The following is a 24,766-nucleotide window of genomic DNA, read 5'->3' as shown; positions in this document are numbered from 1 at the left end:
CCAGTTTTTTGGCTTTAAACAACTGGTATAGTTTGCGGTTGAGGATATGCCTCTGCATGGGGTTGTACGTCATTTTCGGTGTTTTTAAAGTTTTTGATACGGGTAATAAGTACAGGCAGTACTACTGCCCTTGCGCTTCCTGCACGCCAAAGCCGGCGGCAGTATGCCTTTTTGTTCCCTGCTATGCTATGGCCATAAGCACTACAGGGATAAAAAGGGGCTCAGCTATGCAAGACTTCTGTAAAGAATGCTTTTGCTTAATGCAGAAGAGTTACCGGAAACAAAATAGGCGTGGAACTCGACTTATCGAATCGTGGTACTGGCATACCATGGAAAGACAAGTGAGCCCACGCCCGGGTCGTGAGCAAACTTACTTATCCTCTCTTTCCATTTGAAAAGTGCCAGTTTTCGATTCGAGATTCAAAGCAATTGCTTCTAATATTTTTGCTTATAGAAGTATCGCAAATATATGTTTAACTGTAGTAAATATAATAAAAAACTTTTAAAAAGGGACGATCGTCCTCTTTTTTTTTAAACCAATGGTGTTTCTTTGATATATGCAGGATATCAACCAAATAGTTTGCAATTATATATATACAACCTGGATTAAACCTTGGTTAGCTGAAGGCAAGAAACTTGCCGAGTTCTCCCGTAAACATAATATTGAAGCCAAAGTAGTCCGGAAAATTACTTCTCCTAACGGATACAGAATACCTTTGGAAACACTTGATAAGCTTTGTGAAGCGCGAGGTATTTCGCTTCTTTCCTTTTTCAAGGATTTGGAGAAGTATACCAATTCTCAGAAATAAATTCATCATAATAAATATTTTTGCCTATCATTTACCGCATTTGTGAAGCCCGGAATATTAGGGTTTCGGGGTTTTGTTGCTGTTGAGAGGTGTAACGAAGCTATCGTTTTTTTATGGGCGTTACAAACGCCCGGGAACGATAGGCACTCGTTAACGCTGCGCTTAAACGAGCGCCAGGGGGATTATACACAGTGTTCTACACCGTTTTTTTATGAATTTTAGTTAAAATGGCATATCGTCATCTTTCTTTTCTCTTTTAAACTCTTTCCTGTAAGTGGTTGACAAATTCACTTGGGGAATTTCAGTTACAAGTTTTTTAGCAATTAGCCTTTCGGTCAAAATATCAGCGAGACTTTGAGCGATTTCAATATCTATATTTTCCTCAAAACCAAAAACCTTATTTATAAACTTTTTTATTCTGTCTTTGATTTTTTTATTGAAATAGTAAACTCGTTCAAGTTTTCCAATGTCTAAATCTGTGAAATATTCTACAATATCATCTTTGGTAAAAGTTATAAAATCTTCATTTTTTCTTTCAGCAGAATACTCTTTACTTCTCAGAAATTTATTCAATAAATTATTTTGAACAGATTCGATATTCAAACGTTTTGTACCGTACTCAATCATTTTTTCCTTCCTTCTTGAAATTATCCAAACGAAACCAGTTATTAAGATTGATGTAACCCAAATAGTTGTGAAAACCCAGTCCGTTGGTTTAATGATATTCCCTAATATTGGATGTTCGATAGCCTTTGATGGAAAAAACCAAATGAAAGATAAAACTATAGTAACCGCAGATGCACTTATTTTTGGTACTAAACTCGCTCTTTTAAGGCTTTTAATCTCTGTTTTTAATTGCTCATCCAGTTTTGCTATTTTCTTCTTATTCGGTTTGTGAGGAATTATTTCTTTGATTACTTCAGCGAGTTCAGCTCTATTTGTGGGAAGTGTTTCGGATTTGACGAATTCTAACGCAGACATTATCTTAGGATACATCAGTTTGTAGGCTTTGTTGCTGAATTGTCCGTCTGAATTTTTTCCAGAATGAACTATTTTTAGAAGTTTTTGAAGTTCCTTTTTAATTTCAGAAATTTCACTTGACTCTAAATCAAATTCGTTAATAATATCTTCTAATTTTGTGAACTTCATTGTTTTTTTAAATGGTGTAGAACGGTCTCGGCTATGAGTAGTTGCATGGTTTAGAACGAAACTTGGCAAGTAAACACCAACCTGAAAATCCTTGCGGATTTTCATGAGTAGGCGAGAACAAGCAATTACTTATAGCCATTGTTGACAGTAGTTATTTTTCCTTTTCCTCTTTATTTTCCTTATTTCGTGAACTAATAACTTCACCCAATATTGCCAGCAATCTTTCTTTTCTATTTTGATAAATTTGGTAAAATGACAATAGAATTGTTATTATAAGGGCCACGATTGAGATTAAAAAGCTAATATTCGATTTGTCTAAATACTTTACTACTAATTGATTTTTATTATGTAGTTCATCAGTTATTCTATTTACATCAGTTAAGACACTTGAGTAATTTTCACCAAGTTTAAATCTCAAATTTTCAAAGTCATTTTTTTGGTTTTCTTCAAGTTTGTCAAATGGATTAATAATTTCGTGAGCGTCTATAATTGAAACTAATTTTTTAAGATAAATTGTATCTTGCTTTTCTGAAAGATAATAGTCAGTTTTCATATCATTCAAAACCTCCGACAACGGTGTTTCAGCAAGATATTTATCCTTGTCACTACTTTTATTAAATAAATCAGTTAAGCTTGGTGAGTATTCTTTTCTATTTGTATAAATATTCTTAACTACATCTAAACTTGCATTTGACTTTATAGTTTTTTGAATGTCTGATTTTATAGATTTATTGAAGTATTTATCACCCAATGAAAGATTTTGGTTTTTAAATACTAATACTAATGTGAGAATAGCAACAAGAAATGTCATCAAGACCATCAATGAATTTAGTAAACTTTTTAAGAGTCTTAATTTAGAATCCTTTTTAATATAAGAATTATATTGATTTAATAACTCATTAATTTCTTCATCCGTAAATTCTTTGTCTTTCATAGGTTGGTTTTAATTACTGGCAACACACAAATATATACAATCGACCGTTTCTTTTAATAAATACCTTAATCCAGGAAAGTTACAGTGTTTACTTAGGTTTAGAACATACTGGTTCATTCATCATTTTATATAGCATTCCTTATTTTGTATATCAGAATTATTGCTTTCGGGTTAGATACTTCTTTCTTCTGCTTTTGAGAATTTTTTAAGTTTTAGTATTTTATAATGCCTCTAATATCAGAGAAATCCCTTAAATAACTTTACGGTTTTCCACATCTTACAAAAAAACATAGCTTTTCTTTCTTTTGGTATGGGAAGTTGGGGGATACATTCCGGGGCTATGCCGGAAATACGTAATCGTCTTTATGATTTTTAATAGTAGGTAAGTGTAACGTCGTTGGGGAGTTAATGAAGTTCTGTCATGCCCTGTTGGTCAATGGCTTGCTTTTCGTGTTCGCCCAGGGAAAAACTCAGGGCTTTCCATGCGGTTCCCTTCAGACCTTTAAGGGTGATGCCGTTTTTGGTTTTGGTGATGACAAACATAAAACCGGCATGTTCTTCGTTATTTGAAGATAATATATCGTCTAAGCTGATCATTCCATGGGCATTAACAACCCGCGATTGGTTGGAGCGAAGGCTAAAAGATAAATCTACCCAGGCGGTACCTTCCACGCCATGCATAGCAATGCCGTTGGCTGTTTTTTCAACAATAATCTTAAAGCTTGCCGGAGGGGATGGTTCTTTATGCCGGGCAAGGAGTACGGTGCCGGAGGTGGTGATAAAAGCGATAAGCAGCAATTTTGCGTATCGTCTTTTACAGTGCAGTGGTATTTTCATAACGGTGTTTTGGTGTATAGGTGGTTCTAAATATACAAAATTATCTTATAGTGTTTATAGGGTGTCCATTAAAATGGAATAAGCCGATACGCCATTTGCATGGTTATACAAAGTGTTTTTTTATTTTCCTTTTATTTAAAAACCAAATCAATAATCCAAGGGGTAACGACCAAAACAATGCGCTGAAAATAGCCCCGTAACGAAATATTTCCATTCCGTCTTGTTGCCCTATCGATACCGATATGGCGATCATTAGTCCCCAAATTACCAAAATGAGCAGAACAGATAAAATACTAACCATTTGGTTGGCCCATAATTTACACTTCCGGATAAAAATGCCCCCAACCAGGAAGGCAACTCCTATTAAGAGCATTGTTAAACACAGTTCAATGTAGTATGAAAATAGCCATGATATTGAGCCGGCATTTTCAGTATTTTGATTATTCAGTTCTTCTCCTATTCCCATTACTGCCCAGGTTAAGGCACCCATTGCATTGCTGAATATGATAAATCCGGCAAAAATTGCCACTAAAAGCCCGATAGTTTTAATTGATTTTGGTTTTTGTTCTTCCATTTGGTTCTATTTGACTTTATAAGGATGCCTACACATTGGATTGCCTGCGAAGCCGAGACTTCGATACATTCTGGCGGAGCCGGTACACTCAGCTTTTTTCGTATATTTTGTTTACGCTTATTACCTGTTAAACAAATACATCCGACTATCTTTTCGCTGCGTATTTAAACTTCTCAAAATTAGAGGGAAGTACATTTGTTATTTCCAGCTTATTAGAGGTTAAAGTTGGTTTTGCCTGTATAATCCTTGTATTATTGTCAACTTCTACTTCGTGTTGGCTCCTCATATTTACCATATCTATATGTAAAAGTTTAAAGTGGTGTTTTCCGTTCTTAAGATTAATAATAACATATTCGCCCGGCCTTATTTGCCCCATGGGTTTGTCATCCAGCCAGACATTTAATCTCGCCGTATTATCTGCTTTGTGTAAAATATTTGCCCCATTATAAATCAAGACATTTCCCTGACCCAAACTGTCTAATTCTACTTCTTCCAAATCTGTTTTGATAAATGCATACTCTGATGAAATGGGCTTTAAAGCACAGGAAGTTAATAAAACACATGCTATAATTACAGCTACATTTTTAATTTTTTTCATATAAGTTTTATTAATGGTTAACAGCTAAATTCTAAAAATGGCCCCCAATATCGTTACAGGATTATAACCTGGTTTTTATTGGCCTACCGCCGTTAAATGGTCTTTCCATTCTGGTGGAACTTCATTTAATGTATATACTTTTAATGCTTCTTTTGATGAACTGGTTAGGGCATTTTGGACCAGGGTTTCATTAATAAATTCTGTATCTAACTTATACATTGCCCCCGTAGCCGGGTCAACAATAAGCATTCCTATTACCCCACCTAATAAAATATTCCCGAAATACCAACCATCGAGTTTGAAAGTTACAGGAATAGTTTTGGGAGTATAACCGGGTTTCTCCAGTACTACCTGGTACCTGGCTTTTCCAAAGAAACCACTTCCGGATTCTAATTTAACTATTGCAGGGGTTTGCCCTATATAGATCTGCTTACCCTTTTTATCCGTAATTGAAATTTTTGCCTCACTCGGAGTACTGTTAATGGAAATGGGATAATTACTTTTACTTACGATACTTGCACAACTTGTAGCTATAAGCATAATACCCGAAAGGATCATACCTGTAAAACTTTTATTCATTTTTTATTTATTAGTTACTATATTTCTATGGGTTAATTCTTTTTTCTTTCTTCTTTACAGGTATGACGGAATGCTAAACCTTAACAACAACTTCTATTTGAGACGCTGCTAATTTTAATGAAATATATTAAATAATGTTACGGTTTTCCACATCTTGCGAAAAAAAACATGGATTTATTTGGTTTTGTAGGGGAAAGATGAATTGGGTTGTATGATAAGCCGGGGCTTCGGTACATGCCGGCGGAGCCGGAATACTTAGCTGCCTTTGCCCTGGCTGTTATAGTTTGCTTTTGCTATACTGTAAAAACCAAAACGGAGGTGGCTGAGTGGCGGCCTTAAGGCCGGTGTACGAAGCCACCGTTATCAGTATTGTTTTTTAAATCCGTGTTTTCGCCCACAACCGGTTTTCCCTGGTTCGGAAAATACCTGCTTACGAAATTATTGGAAAAGGAATAAAGAAAGTACAAAAATGACAAACAGGCTATAATTTCACTTAAAAGACAAAGAAATAAACATTTGTACTGATATTTTCACCAAATCTACATACCATCCGGTTGATACAGAGCTATTTTTAGTTTTATAAATTAACCAGTTAAATACCAATTATATGAGAACTAGAATTAGCTATCTGTTTGTTAGTATCTTTATCTCCTTGCTGTTTTTTACAGCTTGTGATAAAGAGAAAGAACCTTTGATGCCAGATAAATCATTGAATAACAATGCAGTAGAGTATGCAAGTAACCAGGATGCTTCCATGAAGTTTTTGAGTTTGGGTGCAAATTTTAATGAAGAAATAGCAGACATAGATAATGACTTACTGGAGAATGCCGGGGTTAAATGGGTGCGAGGCTTTGTTAACATCAATAGATTATTCCTTAACTATACTGACGAAAGGGGAATATGGGGTGTTAGAAGCCAAGCTATTACTAACTTCCAGCCGATAATCCCTTTTATAAATGCCAAAAACACAGCAACCGAAAACGGAAGAAAGGTAAAGCTTATATTCAGTTTAAAACTACAATTTAAGAATAGAAATATGGGGGTTCCTGAGCCGGGTTCCAAAGGGATGGATTTAATGATGAAGGCCATTGAGGAATTCCTGTTGGCCAAAAACCTGGGAAGAGAAATAGCTGTATTGGTACTGGGTAATGAGCCCATGTGGGAAACACCTCTGGAAGATGTTGCTGATTACGAATATTTTTTAAATGCTTTAATTGACAGTGTCGGTGCATGGAAAAAGAAAAATGAATGGGATTTTAAAACCTATATAGGCGCCCTTAACAGAGTGTCGGAAGTGCGACAAAATGCCATAGGGAATAAAGTCCTGGAAATAGCTAAGAACAACAACAAAATTGATGGTTTGGATATCCACATGCATGTTGATGATATCTTGGAGATAGAAGACGATCTTAAATTTATTCGTGAAGACATGGGAATTACCAAAAGTTTAATATGTACTGAATTTTCGATCGTACGCTTATTTAATCAGCATAGCAATGATCTGTTAGGGGAAGCGTTTACGACTAAGTTCGGATACCCTGAAAACACAAGAATTTTCCAGTGGCTCAATAGCGCTATGGTAGCAGCCCAGTCGGGAACTCCTATTTCCGCAGCCGAATTTGAATATGGCTTTAAGACCAGGGACTGGTATCCGGATCAGTGGTTTTTTGATTTTATAAAAGCCTTTAAAAAATATGATGTGGATATAGCCACGTATCGTTTACAAAGCCATGTTAGAAATCCTTTGCGATTACTGGATAAAAATTCAGCCATGTGGAGTGTGAATGCGCCCTATAACGGAGAACTTTTAGGATATTTTGAAAATGGGTTTCCTAATAAAAATCCACTGGTAATTCCCGAATATGAAACTGTATTAAAAGTCCACTAAACAATAATGCCCGCAAAAGAACCCAAGATGATGTCCTGAGTTTATTGAAGAGATACTGCTTAACCAGCTTCTTAATGAGAATCCGGATTACGGGGATTTGAGTATTTATGGTAATGACAGATTACAAACACCAGATACAGGATGGGGATGTTGTTGGTTATGGGACGACTTCTGAGGGAAAGATTAATGGAGTTGGGCATTGAGGACCGGGGCTTCAGTACATCCCGGTCTGCGACCGGGGCACTCAGCCACCTTTGCTCAGGCTGTTATAGGTTGCTTTTACTATAATATAAAAGCCAACATGAAGGCGATTGAGTGGCGGCCACAGGCCGGTGTATCCAAGCCAACGGAACACTCAGCCGCCTTTGCTCAGGCTGTTAAAATTAGCTTTTGCCATACTGTAAAAACCAAAACGGAGGTGGCTGAGTGACAGCCACAGGCTGTTGTACCGAAGCCACCTCCGTTTTGCCCTTTTATTAAACCTGTTCAATCTCCCGGTAGATTTTCTGTTTGGAGTTTTCAAATATTTCCCCGCCGAATTCTTCATTGTCCAATGAGATGGTAACAATATCTTTTATGCCCATGATGCCAAATACAAATTTTAAGTACGTGGTCTGAAAATTCATATGTTCGTTTTTTTCGTTTTCTCCATAGCCGGTATCGCCCCTGCTAGATAATATAAACAGCTTTTTGTCTTTAAGCAGCCCCTCATAATCCCCATCGGGTTTGCCTGAACGAAATTTCCAGGTTTCATTGATGCGCATAAGTTGGTCTATATAAGATTTCAGACCGCTTGGTATGGACCAGTTATACATGGGCGTACCGATGATATAAATGTTATGCTCCTTGAATTCTTTGACTAATTCGTCACTGAATTTAACTCCCTCCTGATTTTCTACGGTTCTGTCCTCCGGTTTGACAAAAGCGCTTGCAATCCACTTTTCGTCGATGGGAGGAATATGCTCCCGCCCTACTTCTCGATAAGAAAAATGGTCGTCCGGATTTTTCTTTTTCCAGTTTTCGACAAAAAGTTGCGTTAGTTTTCGGCTGTGTGATCGTTCATTTCTAACACTTGCATTAATGATAAGTACTTTGTTCATTTCTCTTGATTTTGAATTATGGGACAAAGTTCGTTATCGTAAAAACAGGAAAAATTGACCTAGTTCAATGCGGTTTGTGTTTTTTGCGAATCCGGCTTAAAAATTCTGCGGAGATCCCTAGGTAAGAGGCTATTAAATATTGCGGGACTTTGTCTGCTATTTTCGGATAGTTTTCCATAAAATCGAAATAACGTTGTTCTGCATCCCATACGTTGTTGAGAATGATCCTTTTTTGCAGGCTGCCGAGATAATTTTCCAGTATAATTCTAAAGAAACGTTCCAGTTTGGGGATTTGTTCCAACATTTTCTGAAAGGAGTCATAACCGATTTGCAGGAGTTCGGTTTTTTCAATCGCCTGAATGTTATAAATTGAAGGGACTTGTTGTTGAAAACTCTTAATATCGGTAGCCCACCATTCGTCTATGCCGAAATAGAGGATTTCTTCTTTGCCGTTTTCGGAATTTATATAAAACGCTTTTAATGCGCCCTGTACAATAAAGTTGTCCGCTCTGCAAATTTCACCGTTCCTTAGCAGGTAATCTCCTTTTTCCAGCGTTTTTTCCGTCCAGAAATTTATAAACAGGTCTTCTTCTTCAACATCTAACTTAACGTATTTTGAAACGGATCTGATTAATAGTTCTTTCATTCAAATTGTTGCCAATGGTTTTGGTTATGAAAGGTAGCGATTTTTTACGCACTAAATTTTCAGTTTATTACCGGCTATAATTTTATGTTTATGCTTTTGTTTCGGCGCTTCCGCCGCTATTTTTATATACTGTGTTGGTGTAGTCTTATTCTTTGTCCCCTTCTTCTTTGCGCCAAAAAGCAAATTGTTGATTGAGCAACGTTACGGCGGGTTTGCCCCCTTTTTCTATACCTTGAACGGCTAGTTTTAAAATAGCCCCGTCCTGAGGTTTATAAACCATTATAAAAGCTGACCTGGCATATTGGGTTTCACATCTTTTATCGCCACCGGCTTCTTCGCCGGCTTTCAGGGCCAGCATCAGTCTTTCGGCTAATGGTTTATCCCTGTTTTCATTAAATGCTTTGTAAGCATTTAAAACGACTTGTTCTCCTGGAAGGATATTGCCCATAACGGCAAAATCGTTGCCCACCTTTTCACCATTCCAATCCTGAATTTCGGCACCGGAATACACAAGAGGACTTGTGTCGGTGTTTAGTAAAATGACTCCATATTGTTGTCTTTCGGGGTTGAATTTTTCGTCTTTCATAGCCGTCAATATCTCTTCCGGACCTTTTCCCTGGTGCATTAATTCTACGCCTTTCATTCGCGCGAAATAATCACTCCCGGCCTGAACCACGATGGCTCCTTTTCCCGGAACGATTGATGCTATTCCGGATACATCAAAAGTACAAGAAGCGCCTGCAATACCTATTTCACCTGTTCTCTGGTCTACCGCAATGATAGACCATGTAGCATGGCAATGTGTGGAAAAAAGTACGGCTAAAATTATTAATAATGTAATGCGAGTTTTATTCATTTTTCATTCAATTTAGTCTGTTAATTATATTAAAGACAAGGCAAATGAACGTTTGTTACACTATTTTTTAACATTTGTAAGGTAAATTTTAGTTGAATGAGGAATAACGGCCAATAGTCCCGGTTGCACATAGTTTGCATGCGTTGGCCCAAACCTTTGCAACTACGGTTTTTACTTCTTCACTTTCTTGTAAATCAATGAACCTGTCTGCAGCGTGTCATTTGTTACTTCAAAGTTCCTTGTCAGGACTCCCAGGTTACTAAAGTAACCCTTTTCTTCGTTCTTATAGATCCTGCCATTTAATATGCCCCAATTAAAAATGTAGTAATTATCTTTTTTGACAATGGAAATAACCGGCCAATTTTCTGTATTTTGATATGTACCCGGTATCTTACAGTTTGTATTGCTTGGGGTGAGGATTTGCGAATCTTCAGGGTATGGGATTTTATCTTCACTTTCAAAACTTTTGTCAAATTTTGGCTTTTCCTGCTCAAAAATACGGTCTGCAGGTAATGCGTTTATCAGGTTGTAAGCGTAATCTGCCATCAAATGCGGTAATAGATATGCCCTGTTGTCATTCGAAAAAGCAATGATTCCAACTTTTTTCTCCGGCATAAATGACATGTGAAAGCTTATGCCTGCCAAACCTCCGAAACGCGTCAAAATCTTTTCATTCTGGTATTCCGCAACGTCCCAGCCTAAACTGTAGCCCGAGCGATGGTACGAGAAATATTCTTTGTCTTGTGGTGTGGTGGAAGTATGAAGTGCCGGCCAGGAATTTTTATTCAACAAAATGGTGTCTTCTCTAATGTTTGCGCTTAACCATTTGGAAAGGTCGTTTATGGTTGAAATTATTCCTCCTGCGGCATGCATGGTGATGTCATTTTTGTAAAAGCCCTTTTCAATAATTCCTTTTTCACGGGAAACGGTAAATGACGGACGAATGTCTTTTAGTTTATAATCGCTGACATTGGCACTTGTATTTTTCATTTTCAGAGGGGCAAAAATATAATCTTTCATTGCTGTTTTCCACGTTTTTCCGGTTATGCTTTCCACGACAATACCCGCAATAATGGGACCGACGTTGGAATACCTGAATTTGCCTGATGGGTCCAGAAGAAAGTCGGTATTTAAATCATTGATCAATTCTTCGTTTTTGCCACTGTATCCCAAAAAAGCTGTTTTCCACGTCATTCTTGTGCTAAATGTTCCGTGCGTGTGGTTTAAAAGGCTTTTAATGGTAATGCCTTGTGTGTCTATACTGTCGTTATAATGCAGTTGCGGGAGGTAATCGTGAAGAGATTTGTCTAAATCGAGTACCTTTTTCTGTTCTAATAGTTTGAGTAATGTTCCCGTAAATGATTTGGTGCCCGATGCGATATATATGGGAGAATTATTGTTGAGGGACGATTTTTTGCCATGTAAAACCGCCCGGTTAAAGGCAAAGGAATACGCCAGTCCGTTCTCATCAACTACAGCCAAAATAAAATCGCCGAACAATTCTTTTTCTTTGAAAATGGCTTTTAGCCGGTTTTCAAATGTTGAGGAGAATTGAGGATGGTCTTCCCGGAATTTGCGTATGTTTTGAGATACAGAGTCCTTGCTTGTCTTACAAGAAAATAAAATAAGCAAAAACAGTATTAAAATTTGTAGCCTGGTCACTTGATTCATATTGTCTATTGTTTTATAGTTTTATATAGTTAAGACCGTCAAATTTTTAATTGGTTACAGTTTTTGCCTTCCTTAAAATCTCGTTTAAACTCGACAGGCAAAAATAAATACCGGTTAAAGCATATTATGGTTTCCCATTTATATCCATTACCGGTCAAGGCAAAGCCAAAATCAACATCGGGTAACAATATGCGTTTCAAGGGTATATATACCTGTACCCGGCCGGAACAAAACTTTTGTATATTTGAAAAACGATATCTTTTAAAAGACAAGCCAACACTATGATGAGCAGAGAAATCCAGGCATACCACGATGCACAGACTGCAGGCGACAGGGAAATCTGTGATCTCTTATATGAAGAGATCAACCGTAACTTACCGGAAGCGGAAAATAAGATCTGGCACGGGCACCCCGTCTGGTTTTTGGAAGGGAACCCCATTGCAGGGTACAGTAAATTAAAAGGATGTATACGCCTGCTATTCTGGAGCGGGGCCAGCTTTGATGAAGAACAGCTGAAACCGGGTACGGGAAAATTTAAAGATGCTTCTATCCGTTATACTGCCGCCGACCAGGTAAACCGCAATGACCTGGAACGATGGCTCGAAAAAGCCCGGGACATACAATGGGACTATAAAAACATCATAAAGCGAAAAGGCGAGTTAAAAAGGCTGAAATAAACCTGAAGGGTGATTACAAAAGTTTGTAATTTGTGGTAAAGACGCCTTACTCCCGATAATCATCGGGATGCACGGGGTGAACAGGGAGCTCGTTGCAAACAAGCGGTAGGTTATGTCATTGAATAAAATTGTCAGACACTAAAAACATGAAACAACTTTTTCACATAGTTCTCATTTGTATAACACTAACTGCCTGTAAACAGGCTAAAAAACAACAAGCGGATCAATTGAATTGTCCAAACTCTTTTACCGCAGAACAAATGAATGTATCGTTATGCTTGTCTACCGATAATTTTAATATTGAGAAGAGTAAAAATAACCTAGTCCTGAGTCCAAAAGAAAATGACTCAACTACCTTATCCGGAGTAATTTTTATGATAAAAGCGGACGATTTCGGAAAAAAATTAAGTCCTGCCTGGTATCGAGATGAGCAACTAAATATCAGGCACACCCTGAAATTGATATAGAGGTGTTGAACAAAGGAGACCAGATTATTGACGGAAAAGAATTTGCAGACCTGGAAATAATAATAGGATTACCGGACAAAAAAGTGTATTCCCGGACATTGTTCTATTTTGAAGGAACTGTTGGATATCTTTTAGATGCAAGCAGGTCAACGCATAAAATAAACGATAATATCAAATCTGATATTTTATCTTTTTTCAGTACTTTCAAGATTGATGGACCTCCTAACTTTTAAAAGCTATTTATTACAATATCTTTCTCTTATATACTAATACGAATTACACCTCTATAGTTAATCAAGGCTCCGTATTCCGGGGCTTTTTTAGTTTTGGGCCTTGAAAATTATTAGATACCTTTGGCAAAGAAGATGACTACACAAGTTGTTTTAGATTTAAAAACAATAAGGCAAGGCAACAGAATGTTAAATTATTAAATTATAATATTGGTATGGAAACAGAAAAATGGATTGAAAAAGGTTTAGAACTCCTTATGGAATACACCCCCAGGGTCCTTCTCGCCATTTTAATATGGATCGTAGGTCTTTGGGTATTCGGACGCGTTGTCAAATACGCCCGGAAGATCATGAAAAAACGGAAATATGACGTTGGCTTGCAAGGTTTCCTGGCCACAATACTGGATTGGGGACTAAAAATACTCCTGATTATTATAATTATGGGCACGCTTGGCATACAGACCATGTCTTTTGCTGCTGTTATTGCCTCTGCCGGTCTGGCCATAGGGCTCGCCCTGCAGGGGTCACTGGCCAATTTTGCCGGAGGGGTTCTGATTATGATCTTTAAACCTTTTAAGGTAGGTGATTTTATAGAAGCACAGGGAATATCGGGCACGGTAAAAGAAATAGGTATTGTCAACACCTCCCTTAATACTTTCGGAAATCAGCTGGCCATTATTCCCAACGGAAAACTTTCTAATGAAAATATTGTAAATTACAGTGCGGAAAGCATTCGAAGGGAAAACATCATTGCCGGTATCAGCTACGATTCCAACATTAAAAAAGCCAAAGAGATCCTTCTCGATATTGTAAACTCCAGAGACACTGTGCTGCGTGAGCCTGCCCCCATGGTTATCGTAAACGAGCTGGCAGATAGCTCTATTAATCTTTCGCTAAGGTATTGGGCCAGAAACGAAGATTTCTGGGATTGCCGCTGGTATGTACTGGAAGAAATGAAATACCGCTTCGACGCCGAGGATATCGAAATTCCGTATCCGCACCAGGTGGAGATCCAAAAGGAAGGTTAATACACCCATCCGTTAATCAGAAGGTCATTAACCGGCACCTGTTATCGAACCCTTTTAAAATCCCGGAAATCCGGGATTTTTCACATCCCTATATTGTGCGTAATTTTGTACAGTACAAATTCAAAAAAACAGACAACGATGAAGTTATTACGTCCCGGCACTGCAAGTGCCCTATTTATGATAATGTCGCTCACTGCCGGAGCGCAGATCAAGCTGAACAAAAAAGCGCTCGAATCGGGCTCTAAGGTGGTTAAAGCCGCTACTTTAAGCGATGATGAAGTTATTGCCTATACCAAAGAGTACATCGAGTGGATGGACGAGAACAACCCCGTAGCCCCGGAAACCGATGCATTGGCGCAACGCCTGCAAAAGCTTACATCCGGACTGAACAACTACGACGGACTGGACCTGAACTTTAAGGTATACCTGGTAAGGGACATCAATGCTTTTGCCTGTGCCGATGGCAGTGTACGGGTTTGTGCGGGCCTGATGGATATTATGACGGACGAGGAAATACTGGGCGTTATAGGACATGAAATAGGCCATGTTAAAAATACCGATTCCAAAGATGCTTTTAAAACGGCCCTGCTGACTTCTGCGCTGAAAGACGGGGTAGCATCTCAGGGCGGTGCGGCAGCTACACTGACCGATTCTCAACTGGGAAGTCTTGGCGAAGCAGTAGCCAACTCCGCTTTTTCCCGAAAACAGGAAAGCAAGGCGGATGACTACGGCTATACATTTTTAAAAGATAACGAAATAAATCCCTGGCATATGGCCATGGCATTCGAAAAGCTACTGACACCTCCGGGAGAAGCCGACGGAAATGAAAAGAAAAAAGGAGCACAGTTGTTTTCTTCTCACCCCGATACGGAGAAACGGATAAAGGACACGGCCAGAAAAGCGGAAAAAGACGGTTTTAAACGTCCGGAATAAAAGAACAGCAAAGGCTCCGATATGGGAGCCTTTGCTGTTCTTGTAAAGTGGTTTCTTCTAAAAGATATCATAAAAAGTCCCTATTGCGGGGACTTTTTATAATTTTATGAAGGAACCTGCTATTTTTTAAACTATATTTAAAAAGCAAAGAAATATCCATCACCTACTATGAAAAAGTTATTTGCCCTCGCTATACTCTTCATCTCCGTGCTGAGTTGCCAGCATGACGGAAAGAAAACAGCCTACAAAAAAAATATTCAGGGCGACTGGGTAACGGATTTCGTTAAAAATGATGCGAACAAACCTTTTTATATTTTTTCCTTTCAGGATACGCTTTGCTCCTATCTCTACCCTTCAGGTGCATATTCCGGCTTTACCACCAACTCCGATACCCTTGTGATCTCCGAAAGGATACAACGAAGGGGAGATAAAGTGTCGGGTGGAGAAGAAAAATACCATTTCAGGATACTGGAACTGGATGACAGCAACCTTGTTCTTACCCCTGTTACGAAAAGCACACTGGAACTTCTAGGAACTTCCGGAGAGGGTTCGGACACCATACACCTGAAAAAAATGCCTGCAAAGAATAATGCAGGTATTAAAAGAATAGGTTTTTACAGCGGCCCGTGCTTTGGGGTTTGCCCTTCCATGTACCTGGAAATAGACAGTGCCGGGAATATCCTGTTCAACGGACTGCGGTATACCGAAAAAGAAGGGCTGTTCGCCGGAAAAATACCGTCACCGGAATTAAAACAGATTCTGCGAAGGGTGCACAATATAGACCTCGATAATCTCAAAAAAGAATATGCCGCCAGGTGGACCGACGACCAGGCCTGCAGAATAAAGATTGAGACCGATGAAAACACATATGAAACCAGCGTTTACGGATTCGATAAAGAACCCGTAGCACTGCGGATACTGTTTCATAAGCTCATGGAAACCTATAAGACAGCCCGGTTAAAACAGGATTCCACGATCATAGAAAAATTTGCTTTCCCGGAATTTCAGCAAAGTGGTTTTCCAACACCTCCTGAAAGGGACAGCAATTCCATAACGCTGCACTAAATGGTGCAGAGATTATGATAAATTATGTAATTGCTCTTTAATTATTATCAGTTCATGAAAAAGGCTGAATCCATGTCAACATAAGATAAACCTGCTTGAAAAAAATATACATAACCATACTTGTTTTACTTGGCCTCGCCATCGGGGCTTATTTCATTTTAAATGCCGTTGCCCACCGCAAACTGGAACAGTTTCTCAATGAACAGGTGGACAAGGGAAATCTGAAATACCAAAACTTCAGCCTGTCACTGCTACAGGGAAATGTAACCTTTAACCAGGTAAGTTTTCAAAAAGGTCGCCAGGCGGCAGATGCCGGCCGGATCCGGTTAAAAGGGTTCAGTTACTGGCGTTACCTTGTTTATGACGAGATTTCCGTCCGGCAACTTCTGGTGGACCATCCTCACATCAGTATAACCAAAGCATCAGATGCCGATACAGCCAAAGCCATTAAAAAAGAACAGGAAAAAACTTCTTTCGGCAAGGAAATAAAAGTAAAACGGCTTATCATAGAAGAAGGAAGCATGACCTACACGAAAGATACTTCGCAGGTCCTCCATGTGGCCGAGTACAACCTGGATATACACCATATAACGGTAAACCGGGAAACACTGCAAAAAAAGGTTCCGGCTACCTATAAGGAATTTTCCCTGGAGATTTCGGATCTGTGGTATGATTTAAACGAATTGCAGGAAGTAAAGGCAGGGCATATACAGGTTACGGAAAACGCTGTGGACATAAATACCATTGAGTTACTCCCCAAATATACCCGGCACAACTATGTACGGGTTATTCCGTATGAAAAAGACCTGATGCATCTGAAACTGGACACCCTGTCCATTCCGCAATACCAACTGCAATTGAATCGTGACAAGCCTTTATTTGAAGCTCCCGAAATAGTGCTTCGCGGTATTGATTTTGATATCTACAGGGACAAAACCGTTACCGATGACCATAGAGAAAAACCGCTTTACAGCAAAATGCTTCGCGATTTAAACATCGATCTGGATATCGACAGCGTATTGCTTAAAAACGCCAATATCAACTACCAGGAACTTATAAAAAAAGACCGCGATCCGGGAGAAGTCTATTTCAGCAAATTAAATGCCACCATAAGAAACATTACCAACATAGACCAGGACCGCAAAGATTTTCCGGTTACGGAAATTGATATTGAATCCCGGTTCATGGGACAATCTCCCCTGTCCGTGCACTGGGAGTTCCGGATTAATGACCATGAGGATGTTTTTCGAATCAGTGGTAAAGGCTTCGATATTCCGCAACAGTCTATCAATTCCTTTTTTATTCCCGCTTTTAATATAAAGACCGAAGGAACTGTTGATGAAGTTTATTTCAATTATAAAGGAAATAATAATGTGGCTAACGGAGATTTTCAAATAGATCATGAAGATTTCACGGTGGAAGTGCTCAAAAAAGACGGGAAGGAAAAAAGTGGCTTTCTAAGCTGGGTGGCCAATATATTTGTCAAAAAAGGAGATAAAGGAGAACAGGTTGCCGAACATATAGAAGAAGTGGAAAGAGATAAAACAAAGTCCTTCTGGAATTATTTCTGGTCGTGCATAGAAGCCGGGCTCGCCAAAACTATCCTTTAGCCTTTCGGAAAAAACAGTTGCTTATTACAGGCAAGCACAGGTATTTATAAGAAAACCTGTGCCTGCAGTAATACCGTAGAAACGGATATGTCCGAAAAATTTATTTTAAAATCGCTTCGATCTCTTCCAGTTCGGCAGTTGTAAAATTCAGGTTGTCCAATGCCGCAACATTATCTCTCAATTGCTCCGCCTTGCTCACCCCGATCAACACACTGGTTACACGTTTATCTTTTAATAACCAGGCGATGGCCATCTGTGCCAGGGACTGGTTACGTTTCAGGGCAATAGCGTTGAGCGCGGTAACTTTTGCCACAACTTCCCGGGTAATGTGGCTGGCCTGCAAATACCTGCCGTCCTTTCCTGCACGCGAATCTCCCGGGACTCCCTTTAAATATTTGTCGGTCAATACCCCTTGTGCCAAAGGAGAAAAGACAATAGAGCCTATACCTGTTTCCTGCAGGGTATCCAGCAACCCGTCTTCTTCCACCCATCGGTCCAGCATACTGTATCTTGGCTGATGGATCAGGAAAGGGGTTCCCAGCTCCTTCAGTATCCCGGCAGCCCTGGCCGTATCTTCCGCATTGTACTGGGAAACGCCCACATACAGTGCTTTCCCCTGGCGTACCAATTGGTCCAGGGCCCCCATCGTTTCTTCCAGCGGTGTTTCCGGATCGGGACGGTGGTGATAGAAAATATCTACATAATCCAGCCCCATTCGTTTTAAGCTCTGGTCACAGCTGGCTATCAGGTACTTCCTGGAACCGAAATTACCGTATGGTCCCGGCCACATATCCCAACCTGCCTTGCTGGAAATTAAAAGCTCGTCCCTGTAGGGAGCAAAATCCTTTTTAAAAATACGCCCGAAGTTTTCCTCGGCAGAACCATAGGGCGGACCATAGTTGTTCGCCAGGTCAAAATGGCAAATCCCCAGGTCAAAGGCTGTTCTTAAAATGGTCCTTGCCTGGGTAAAATCGTTGGTATCCCCGAAATTGTGCCATAACCCTAAAGAAAGTAACGGCAGTTGAATACCGCTTTGCCCGCATCGGCGATATTGCATGAGGTCATAACGGTTTTCACCTGCAGTATAAGTAGGTAAAGGGTAGGTATCGTTTATATGCATAGTATACAATTAAGATTTAATAGTCGATTATTACAGCGTAAAACAGCCCGGCAGAACCCACCGTACTACAGTTAGCTGTTCTGCTGTTGCTTAAAAACCAATAATAAGGGTGCAATAGACCACAACGGCAGGTAAAAAGACAATTACCCTAGCACCGAATCGTGTACTGTCACCTTTTCCCAGAAGTGGCTGTATTTTTCTATGGCATCCATATGTATGGGATGTACGCCGTAAACTTCCAGTTCTTCCAGGGTGTCGAACTGTATCATGAGGTTATACGTAAAACTGTTATCCACTACGTCACGGGGTTTGCTGCCGGCAGGTTTACCGTAATAGAACTTGCGTATGCCCGGTACGGTACGCAGCATCTTAAAAAAGCCTGTAAACTCTTCCACCTGTTGTTCCGTAAGGTCCTTCTTTAACCAGAACAATACATAATGGTTCACTACTTTATCGGAGGCCTTTTCCCCTGTTACTGAAGTTGCGAGTGCCGGGGCTACGGTACTCACAGCTACGGCAGCAGTTGCCGTTTTAACAAAGTTTCTTCTTTTCATATGGTCGGGTTTATGTATTTTTATAAAACTTCTTCCGGGTTATAACCGGCATGAAGATCGTAAAATTGTTTTAAAAAGCGCAGTTTTCCAAATAAAAGATGAATATACAGGCTTATTTAAACCGGATCGGTTGTGCTACGGTTTCAAAACCCGGTTTCCCTGCATTACGGCACCTGCTGCACATACCTTTTGAAAACCTGGATATCCATTACGGAATTCCGATCCGGCTGGACACAGAAAATATTTTTCAAAAAATCATCCATCGCAAGAGAGGCGGGTTCTGCTACGAACTCAATGAACTGTTCCTGCAATTACTCCGTGCTTCCGGCTTTACGGCCAAGAGGATATCCGCACGGGTCTATGATGGCAAAAAAGGGCAGTTCGGCCCGGAATACGACCACCTCGCTGTGATTGTACTTGTGGATGGGACGGAATACCTGGCGGATGTGGGCTTCGGGGAATTTGCTTTTGCCCCGTTAAGAACAGAATACGGTGTTGTACAGCAGGACGCCAGAGGTGCTTTTGTTATCAGGCCGGGAAACAAAGGTGAATTTATTGTCAATATAAAAGACAATGCCGGGCATGAAGTACCCAAATACATCTTTGAGAATATCCCCCGGGAATACAGTGAATTCTCCGGAATGTGCCGTTACCATCAAACCAGCAGCGAATCGCCTTTTACCCGCAACAAACTGATATCCGTACCTACGGAAAACGGAAGGATAACCCTTACCGATAACAAACTGACGATCAAGAAAAATGGGGATATCAACGAGATACCCATTACCGACGAATCCGGATTCGACCAAAAGCTGGACGAACTGTTTGGTATTGTGGTCGCATAGCACTCCTCCTAAAAGGCACCTACACCTCTTTTAAAAACCTGTCCAGGGCCTCCTGGTGTTCCTCCCTCAGCCCGTTGTCCGTTATCTTTTTATCTTCCGTGGAAAAGTTCCTGCCGAAAGAAGGCAGCGAGAACGTAGCCACTATTTCCGCCCCGAACCGCGGTATCGTGTCCTGTATCTTTGTCAGGGAATGCTCTCCTCCTGCCCTTCCCGGTGACGTACTCATTAAAAGTACTTTTTTACCGTCCATAAACTGGCGGTCGAGCCTGGAAAGCCAGTCGATGAGATTCTTGAAATAGGCGGACGGGTTGCCGTTATGTTCATTGACGGAAATAATGAGCCCGGCCGATTTTTTTATATCCTTGCTCAGTTCTACCAGAGAATTGGAAAAACCCTTTTCGCGCTCCAGGTCTTCACTGTACATCGGAAAAGGATAATGGGCCATATTCAACTGCCGGACAGGAATATTCTTTATTTTGGAAACCGTGTATTTCACTAGTTCATAATTGATGGATGTGGAAGAATTGCTTCCTGCAAAAGCCAGGATAGATGCCATAGATATATTGTTTTAAGATTTTTCGGAAAAGAAAATTTTAACCTAATATACTGCAAAATACTATTTTTATTATAAAAGATACAGCTGGCAGTCAATTTCAGGGCGTCCCGATGGAATATTGGGACGCGAAGCATACACGGGAAAACTTAATACCCCGCTCCACACATTTATATAGGGATCGGGGATACCGATTTCCCGGGGCCGACTACACCACAAAAGTGTAGCGTTTAATGTGCATTAGGCCCCATAAAAGATAATTTACCCGGCTACAAAGACTTCTCATGTTTTGTTCGTTTCCATCGCGGCAATAGCAAGTTTCCTTACACTAACACGCTATTGTCCCGTTTTTTTATATCCGGTATAAAGAAAACATCCGTTTTATATATTTTTGCCGGCAAAATGATCCAAAGTCATGGTTTTAACAGTATATACTTATTAAAAATGTTTATATGAAGAACAGCTCCCGTCTATATTTTATCGATGCCATGCGTGCCTGGGCCATTTTAATGATGTTACAAGGCCATTTTATAGACGGTTTGCTCGCTCCTCAATTCCGGGACACTACTAATGCGGCCTTTGCCCTGTGGAAGTACAACCGGGGGATTACGGCTCCTGTATTCTTCACTGTGGCCGGATTTATTTTTATGTATCTCCTCATACGCAATAAAGATGCCGGCCGTGCCAATCCGCGGGTAAAAAAGGGAATAAAAAGAGGATTGATGCTTATAGGGCTGGGGTATATCCTTCGACTGGATTTTCCCGGTTTTCTTTTAAAGGGAGAGATATATGATAACTTTTATAAAATAGATGTACTGCACTGTATAGGACTCTCCATTTTGCTGCTGGTAGGTATCTACCTGTTGTCCTATGACCGCAAAAAGTATGTCATGCCCCTTTTACTCGGCGGAAGCACTTTATTACTTTTCTGTACTTACCCCTGGTATTCAGCGTGGGATTTCGGCTTTTTACCGAAGTTCCTCGCCAATTTTATAACGAAAACGAATGGCTCGGTATTTACCATTTTCCCATGGTTCGGTTATGCCTCTTTCGGGGCTTTTATGGCTACCCTGTTCAGTATTTACAAGGAGAAAAAGAACTTATATCCCGTAGCCATAACGTTATCTCTTGCCGTAGGGGGCATCCTCATTGCCCTGTTCCCTTTTTCTTCATTGAATTTCGAACTTTTTTCCAGGTTGGGGAATGTCCTTGTATTTTTTGCTGTTTTTATGCTTCTCCGGGACGTACTTACTTCCGGGACCATTATCAGCATAGGGCAAAATACGCTTTCGATATATGTAATACACTACACCATATTATATGCCAGCTTTTTCGGCCTGGGCCTGTACCAGCCGTTCCATCACTCCCTGCCTCCCTATATAGCCATACCTGGGGCCATACTGTTTATGATAACTGTTACCTGGCTGTCTTTCCTGTACAATAAGATAAAACCTGCCATAGAAGAAAAAACAGCTGTTCTGAGGAAGGAGTTTGTTATGGCATTTAACCAAAACTACGGGGAAGCCACAACTTTTCTGGTAAGATTGAAAGGAAAGATCCTCTCTGCACTCAGCATCATTAAAAATTAGATTCCTTTCGCAGGTTTATTAACTAAGTTTTTGTGTTTTTCGATATCTTCCCTCAAAAATAAACGGATAACGGGTTAAAAATCTTATCTTGGTTTAAAATAATCCTGATCAAAACCAATACTATTTGAAATGAATACTGCCCAAGAACGATTAAACGATGTACTTCAAAAAGGGTACAGCATGGATTTTAGTCCCGTCTTTGAAAAAGCTTTCGGGAACTACAAGAAAATTGCCCTGCAGGCGGGGGTTGTCCTGCTTATTGTAGTTGCTATTTTAGCAGTTCTCATCACAGCTTTAAGTTCCGGTTTGTTCGGAATCGGTAACTTCTCGGAGACCTTATTCCAGATTAACCTGAATTCTTCTTTTCTGACTATCCTGTTCTATGTAATAGCCATTGCCGGTATCAGTGCCGTTCTATCACCTGTAAGTGCCGGCCTTATACAGATGGCACATCTGGCAGAGACCGGAAAGGATTTTTCCATATCCACCGCTTTTGACTATTATAAAGGGAAATATTTTAAAGAATTGTTCCTGGCCGCATTCATACTCGGGCTGGCCGGAGCTCTGGTATCATTATTCCCTTTTATCGGGGCTATAGTGTCATATGCGATTTCCTTTTTTACATTCCTGACCATTCCGTTAATCATTTTTGCCGATCTGAAAGCTGTAGATGCTATTCAAAAAAGTATTCAGCTCGTCTCAAAACAACCTCTTGTTCTCCTGGGACTACTCATTGTTACCGGTCTGGCCATCATAATAGGGCTGATTGCCCTTTGTATAGGTATTCTGTTTACCCTTCCGTTTATGTACTCTATGTATTATACTATTTATACCCATATCATTCCGTTGGACAGTCAGGATGAAATTGACGAAATCGGCACTCCGCTGGACTGACCGGTACTGAAATCTATAGCTATAAAAAGCGAAGACCCCGAAATTAGTTTCGGGGTCTTCGCTTTTTATAACAGTATCCTTTGTACTACACGTGCAATGCCCTGTTATCGGTAGCGGCAAGGGCTGCTTCCTTAACTGCTTCGGCATAGGTGGGATGGGCATGGCTCATACGGGAAATATCTTCCGCACTAGCCCTGTATTCCATGGCGGTTACTCCTTCGGCAATAAGGTCGGCCATACGGGCGCCTATCATATGTATACCCAATACTTCATCCGTAGCAGCATCTGCAAGTATCTTTACGAAGCCGTCGGTATCCATACTGGCCCTGGACCTTCCCAATGCACGCATAGGGAACTGGCCTACTTTATAATCTACTCCGGCTTCTTTAAGCTGTTCTTCGGTTTTACCTACAGCGGCAACTTCGGGCCAGGTATACACAACGCCGGGGATCAGGTTATAATCGATATGCGGTTTCTGTCCGGCCAGGGTTTCCGCTACAAACACACCTTCTTCTTCTGCCTTATGGGCAAGCATCGCTCCTTTGATGACGTCACCAATAGCATAGATATTGGAAGTACTGGTCTGCAGGTGGTCATTCACTTCAACCTGTCCCCGTTCATTCAGCTTTACTCCGGCAGCTTCGGCATTCAGTCCGTCGGTATAGGGACGGCGTCCTACGGAAACCAGGCAGTAGTCCCCTTCCAGAACTACTTCCTTACCTTTTTTGTCGTCTGCCTTTACCGTTACTTTCTTTCCATCTCTGGTCACTTCTTTTACTTTGTGACCGGTGTAGAACTTAAAGCCTTGTTTTTTCAGGACCTTAGTGAGTTCTTTGGAAAGGGCGCCATCCATTCCCGGGATGATCCTGTCCATAAACTCCACTACAGATACTTCAGCTCCCAGCCGTTTATATACTTGCCCGAGTTCCAGGCCAATAACACCACCACCTATAATTACCAGGTGTTTGGGCACTTCTTTCAGTTTCAATGCTTCGGTGGAAGTAATTACCCTTTCTTTATCTATTTCTATAAAAGGAAGTGTAGAAGGTTTGGAACCGGTAGCTATAATGGTATTCCTGGCTTCTATCTTTTCTTCGCTGCCATCTGTCTTTTTAATATTGATGTGTGTACTGTCTGCAAAACTTCCCACTCCTTCATATACATCAATTTTATTTTTGTCCATCAGGAATTTCACCCCCGAACAGGTCTGGTCCACCACAGATTGCTTGCGGTTTATCATCTTTTCCAGGTTGACTTTTACTTCTCCCGGAATTTCGATACCGTGCTCCTCAAAATGTCTTACGGCATCATCATAGTGATGCGAAGAGTCCAGCAGTGCCTTGGAAGGAATACACCCTACATTCAGACAGGTTCCCCCAAGGGTGGAATATTTTTCAATGATCGCGGTTTTCATCCCGAGCTGTGCGCAGCGGATAGCTGCAACATACCCGCCCGGACCTGAGCCGATAACGGCTACATCGTATGAACTCATAATATGTTTTTTGAAAATGTATTTTTAAACTTAATAAACACAAAAATACAAATGTTTTGCTAAGCATC

The 24,766-nt window shown here is 40.3% G+C and carries 25 protein-coding genes; 11 read left to right on the top strand and 14 right to left on the bottom strand.

What is annotated here, in order from left to right:
* Positions 1–1,031 precede the first annotated feature (1,031 nt).
* The 6 genes from ED312_RS09285 to ED312_RS09260 all read right to left on the bottom strand — a co-directional run bounded on the left by ED312_RS09285 (position 1,032) and on the right by ED312_RS09260 (position 5,480).
* Positions 1,032–1,958 (bottom strand): hypothetical protein, encoded by a 927-nt coding sequence (locus ED312_RS09285; protein ID WP_123215730.1) that lies wholly within the window; start codon positions 1,956–1,958, stop codon positions 1,032–1,034.
* Positions 1,959–2,109: 151 nt separating this feature from the next.
* A complete protein-coding gene (locus ED312_RS09280) occupies positions 2,110–2,892 on the bottom strand; it encodes a hypothetical protein (protein WP_123215729.1) in 783 nt (260 codons plus the stop codon).
* 405 nt (positions 2,893–3,297) lie between these two features.
* On the bottom strand, positions 3,298–3,729 hold the full coding sequence (locus tag ED312_RS09275; RefSeq protein WP_148044263.1) for a hypothetical protein: 432 nt from the start codon (positions 3,727–3,729) through the stop codon (positions 3,298–3,300).
* Positions 3,730–3,832: 103 nt separating this feature from the next.
* Entirely contained in the window at positions 3,833–4,303 is a 471-nt protein-coding gene (locus ED312_RS09270; protein WP_123215727.1) for a hypothetical protein, read from the bottom strand.
* A 145-nt stretch (positions 4,304–4,448) separates the two neighbouring features.
* Positions 4,449–4,901: a hypothetical protein gene (locus tag ED312_RS09265; protein ID WP_123215726.1), complete on the bottom strand. Its 453-nt coding sequence runs from the start codon at positions 4,899–4,901 to the stop codon at positions 4,449–4,451.
* Between the two features lie 75 nt (positions 4,902–4,976).
* Complete coding sequence (locus tag ED312_RS09260; RefSeq protein WP_206363237.1) at positions 4,977–5,480, bottom strand: PEGA domain-containing protein; 504 nt, start codon at positions 5,478–5,480, stop codon at positions 4,977–4,979.
* Between the two features lie 607 nt (positions 5,481–6,087).
* On the opposite strand from ED312_RS09260, the gene ED312_RS09255 reads away from it, so the two are divergent.
* A complete protein-coding gene (locus tag ED312_RS09255; RefSeq protein WP_148044262.1) occupies positions 6,088–7,368 on the top strand; it encodes a hypothetical protein in 1,281 nt (426 codons plus the stop codon).
* A 476-nt stretch (positions 7,369–7,844) separates the two neighbouring features.
* Here ED312_RS09255 and ED312_RS09250 read toward each other — a convergent pair whose 3' ends face one another.
* The 4 genes from ED312_RS09250 to ED312_RS09235 all read right to left on the bottom strand — a co-directional run bounded on the left by ED312_RS09250 (position 7,845) and on the right by ED312_RS09235 (position 11,641).
* Positions 7,845–8,468, bottom strand: coding sequence for an FMN-dependent NADH-azoreductase (locus ED312_RS09250; protein WP_123215724.1), 624 nt, complete (start codon positions 8,466–8,468; stop codon positions 7,845–7,847).
* Between the two features lie 64 nt (positions 8,469–8,532).
* Complete coding sequence (locus ED312_RS09245) at positions 8,533–9,114, bottom strand: Crp/Fnr family transcriptional regulator (RefSeq protein WP_123215723.1); 582 nt, start codon at positions 9,112–9,114, stop codon at positions 8,533–8,535.
* Positions 9,115–9,259: 145 nt separating this feature from the next.
* Positions 9,260–9,970, bottom strand: coding sequence for a DUF1028 domain-containing protein (locus ED312_RS09240; protein ID WP_123215722.1), 711 nt, complete (start codon positions 9,968–9,970; stop codon positions 9,260–9,262).
* Between the two features lie 171 nt (positions 9,971–10,141).
* Positions 10,142–11,641 (bottom strand): serine hydrolase domain-containing protein, encoded by a 1,500-nt coding sequence (locus ED312_RS09235; protein WP_240643071.1) that lies wholly within the window; start codon positions 11,639–11,641, stop codon positions 10,142–10,144.
* 281 nt (positions 11,642–11,922) lie between these two features.
* Between ED312_RS09235 and ED312_RS09230 the strand changes: the two genes are divergently transcribed.
* The 7 genes from ED312_RS09230 to ED312_RS09200 all read left to right on the top strand — a co-directional run bounded on the left by ED312_RS09230 (position 11,923) and on the right by ED312_RS09200 (position 17,651).
* A complete protein-coding gene (locus ED312_RS09230; RefSeq protein WP_317125670.1) occupies positions 11,923–12,318 on the top strand; it encodes a DUF1801 domain-containing protein in 396 nt (131 codons plus the stop codon).
* A 146-nt stretch (positions 12,319–12,464) separates the two neighbouring features.
* Positions 12,465–12,785: a hypothetical protein gene (locus tag ED312_RS09225; protein WP_123215719.1), complete on the top strand. Its 321-nt coding sequence runs from the start codon at positions 12,465–12,467 to the stop codon at positions 12,783–12,785.
* Positions 12,786–12,790: 5 nt separating this feature from the next.
* Entirely contained in the window at positions 12,791–13,018 is a 228-nt protein-coding gene (locus ED312_RS09220) for a hypothetical protein (RefSeq protein WP_148044261.1), read from the top strand.
* A gap of 212 nt (positions 13,019–13,230) precedes the next feature.
* Positions 13,231–14,043, top strand: coding sequence for a mechanosensitive ion channel family protein (locus ED312_RS09215; RefSeq protein WP_123215717.1), 813 nt, complete (start codon positions 13,231–13,233; stop codon positions 14,041–14,043).
* A gap of 138 nt (positions 14,044–14,181) precedes the next feature.
* Positions 14,182–14,976: a M48 family metallopeptidase gene (locus tag ED312_RS09210; protein WP_123215716.1), complete on the top strand. Its 795-nt coding sequence runs from the start codon at positions 14,182–14,184 to the stop codon at positions 14,974–14,976.
* A 168-nt stretch (positions 14,977–15,144) separates the two neighbouring features.
* Positions 15,145–16,041, top strand: coding sequence for a DUF6438 domain-containing protein (locus ED312_RS09205; RefSeq protein WP_123215715.1), 897 nt, complete (start codon positions 15,145–15,147; stop codon positions 16,039–16,041).
* 95 nt (positions 16,042–16,136) lie between these two features.
* Positions 16,137–17,651, top strand: coding sequence for an AsmA family protein (locus ED312_RS09200; protein WP_123215714.1), 1,515 nt, complete (start codon positions 16,137–16,139; stop codon positions 17,649–17,651).
* A gap of 100 nt (positions 17,652–17,751) precedes the next feature.
* Here ED312_RS09200 and mgrA read toward each other — a convergent pair whose 3' ends face one another.
* Complete coding sequence (gene mgrA, locus ED312_RS09195; protein ID WP_123215713.1) at positions 17,752–18,771, bottom strand: L-glyceraldehyde 3-phosphate reductase; 1,020 nt, start codon at positions 18,769–18,771, stop codon at positions 17,752–17,754.
* 143 nt (positions 18,772–18,914) lie between these two features.
* Entirely contained in the window at positions 18,915–19,325 is a 411-nt protein-coding gene (locus tag ED312_RS09190) for a Dabb family protein (protein ID WP_123215712.1), read from the bottom strand.
* A gap of 98 nt (positions 19,326–19,423) precedes the next feature.
* On the opposite strand from ED312_RS09190, the gene ED312_RS09185 reads away from it, so the two are divergent.
* Positions 19,424–20,170, top strand: a complete 747-nt coding sequence (locus ED312_RS09185; RefSeq protein ID WP_123215711.1) for an arylamine N-acetyltransferase family protein — start codon at positions 19,424–19,426, stop codon at positions 20,168–20,170.
* A 19-nt stretch (positions 20,171–20,189) separates the two neighbouring features.
* Here the strand turns inward: ED312_RS09185 and ED312_RS09180 are convergent, their stop codons facing one another.
* Positions 20,190–20,726 (bottom strand): NADPH-dependent FMN reductase, encoded by a 537-nt coding sequence (locus ED312_RS09180; RefSeq protein ID WP_123215710.1) that lies wholly within the window; start codon positions 20,724–20,726, stop codon positions 20,190–20,192.
* 449 nt (positions 20,727–21,175) lie between these two features.
* On the opposite strand from ED312_RS09180, the gene ED312_RS09175 reads away from it, so the two are divergent.
* Together ED312_RS09175 and ED312_RS09170 are read left to right on the top strand one after the other, a co-directional pair.
* Positions 21,176–22,312, top strand: a complete 1,137-nt coding sequence (locus tag ED312_RS09175; RefSeq protein WP_123215709.1) for a heparan-alpha-glucosaminide N-acetyltransferase domain-containing protein — start codon at positions 21,176–21,178, stop codon at positions 22,310–22,312.
* 129 nt (positions 22,313–22,441) lie between these two features.
* A complete protein-coding gene (locus ED312_RS09170; protein ID WP_123215708.1) occupies positions 22,442–23,206 on the top strand; it encodes a DUF2189 domain-containing protein in 765 nt (254 codons plus the stop codon).
* Between the two features lie 85 nt (positions 23,207–23,291).
* On the opposite strand, the gene lpdA is transcribed toward ED312_RS09170, so the two are convergent.
* The gene (gene lpdA, locus ED312_RS09165) at positions 23,292–24,698 is read right to left on the bottom strand and encodes a dihydrolipoyl dehydrogenase (RefSeq protein WP_123215707.1); all 1,407 of its coding nucleotides are present in this window, start codon (positions 24,696–24,698) and stop codon (positions 23,292–23,294) included.
* Positions 24,699–24,766 lie beyond the last annotated feature (68 nt).

Source organism: Sinomicrobium pectinilyticum (genome assembly GCF_003725735.1).
GTDB lineage: Bacteria > Bacteroidota > Bacteroidia > Flavobacteriales > Flavobacteriaceae > Sinomicrobium > Sinomicrobium pectinilyticum.
This window is presented reverse-complemented; position numbering and strand designations above follow the sequence as displayed.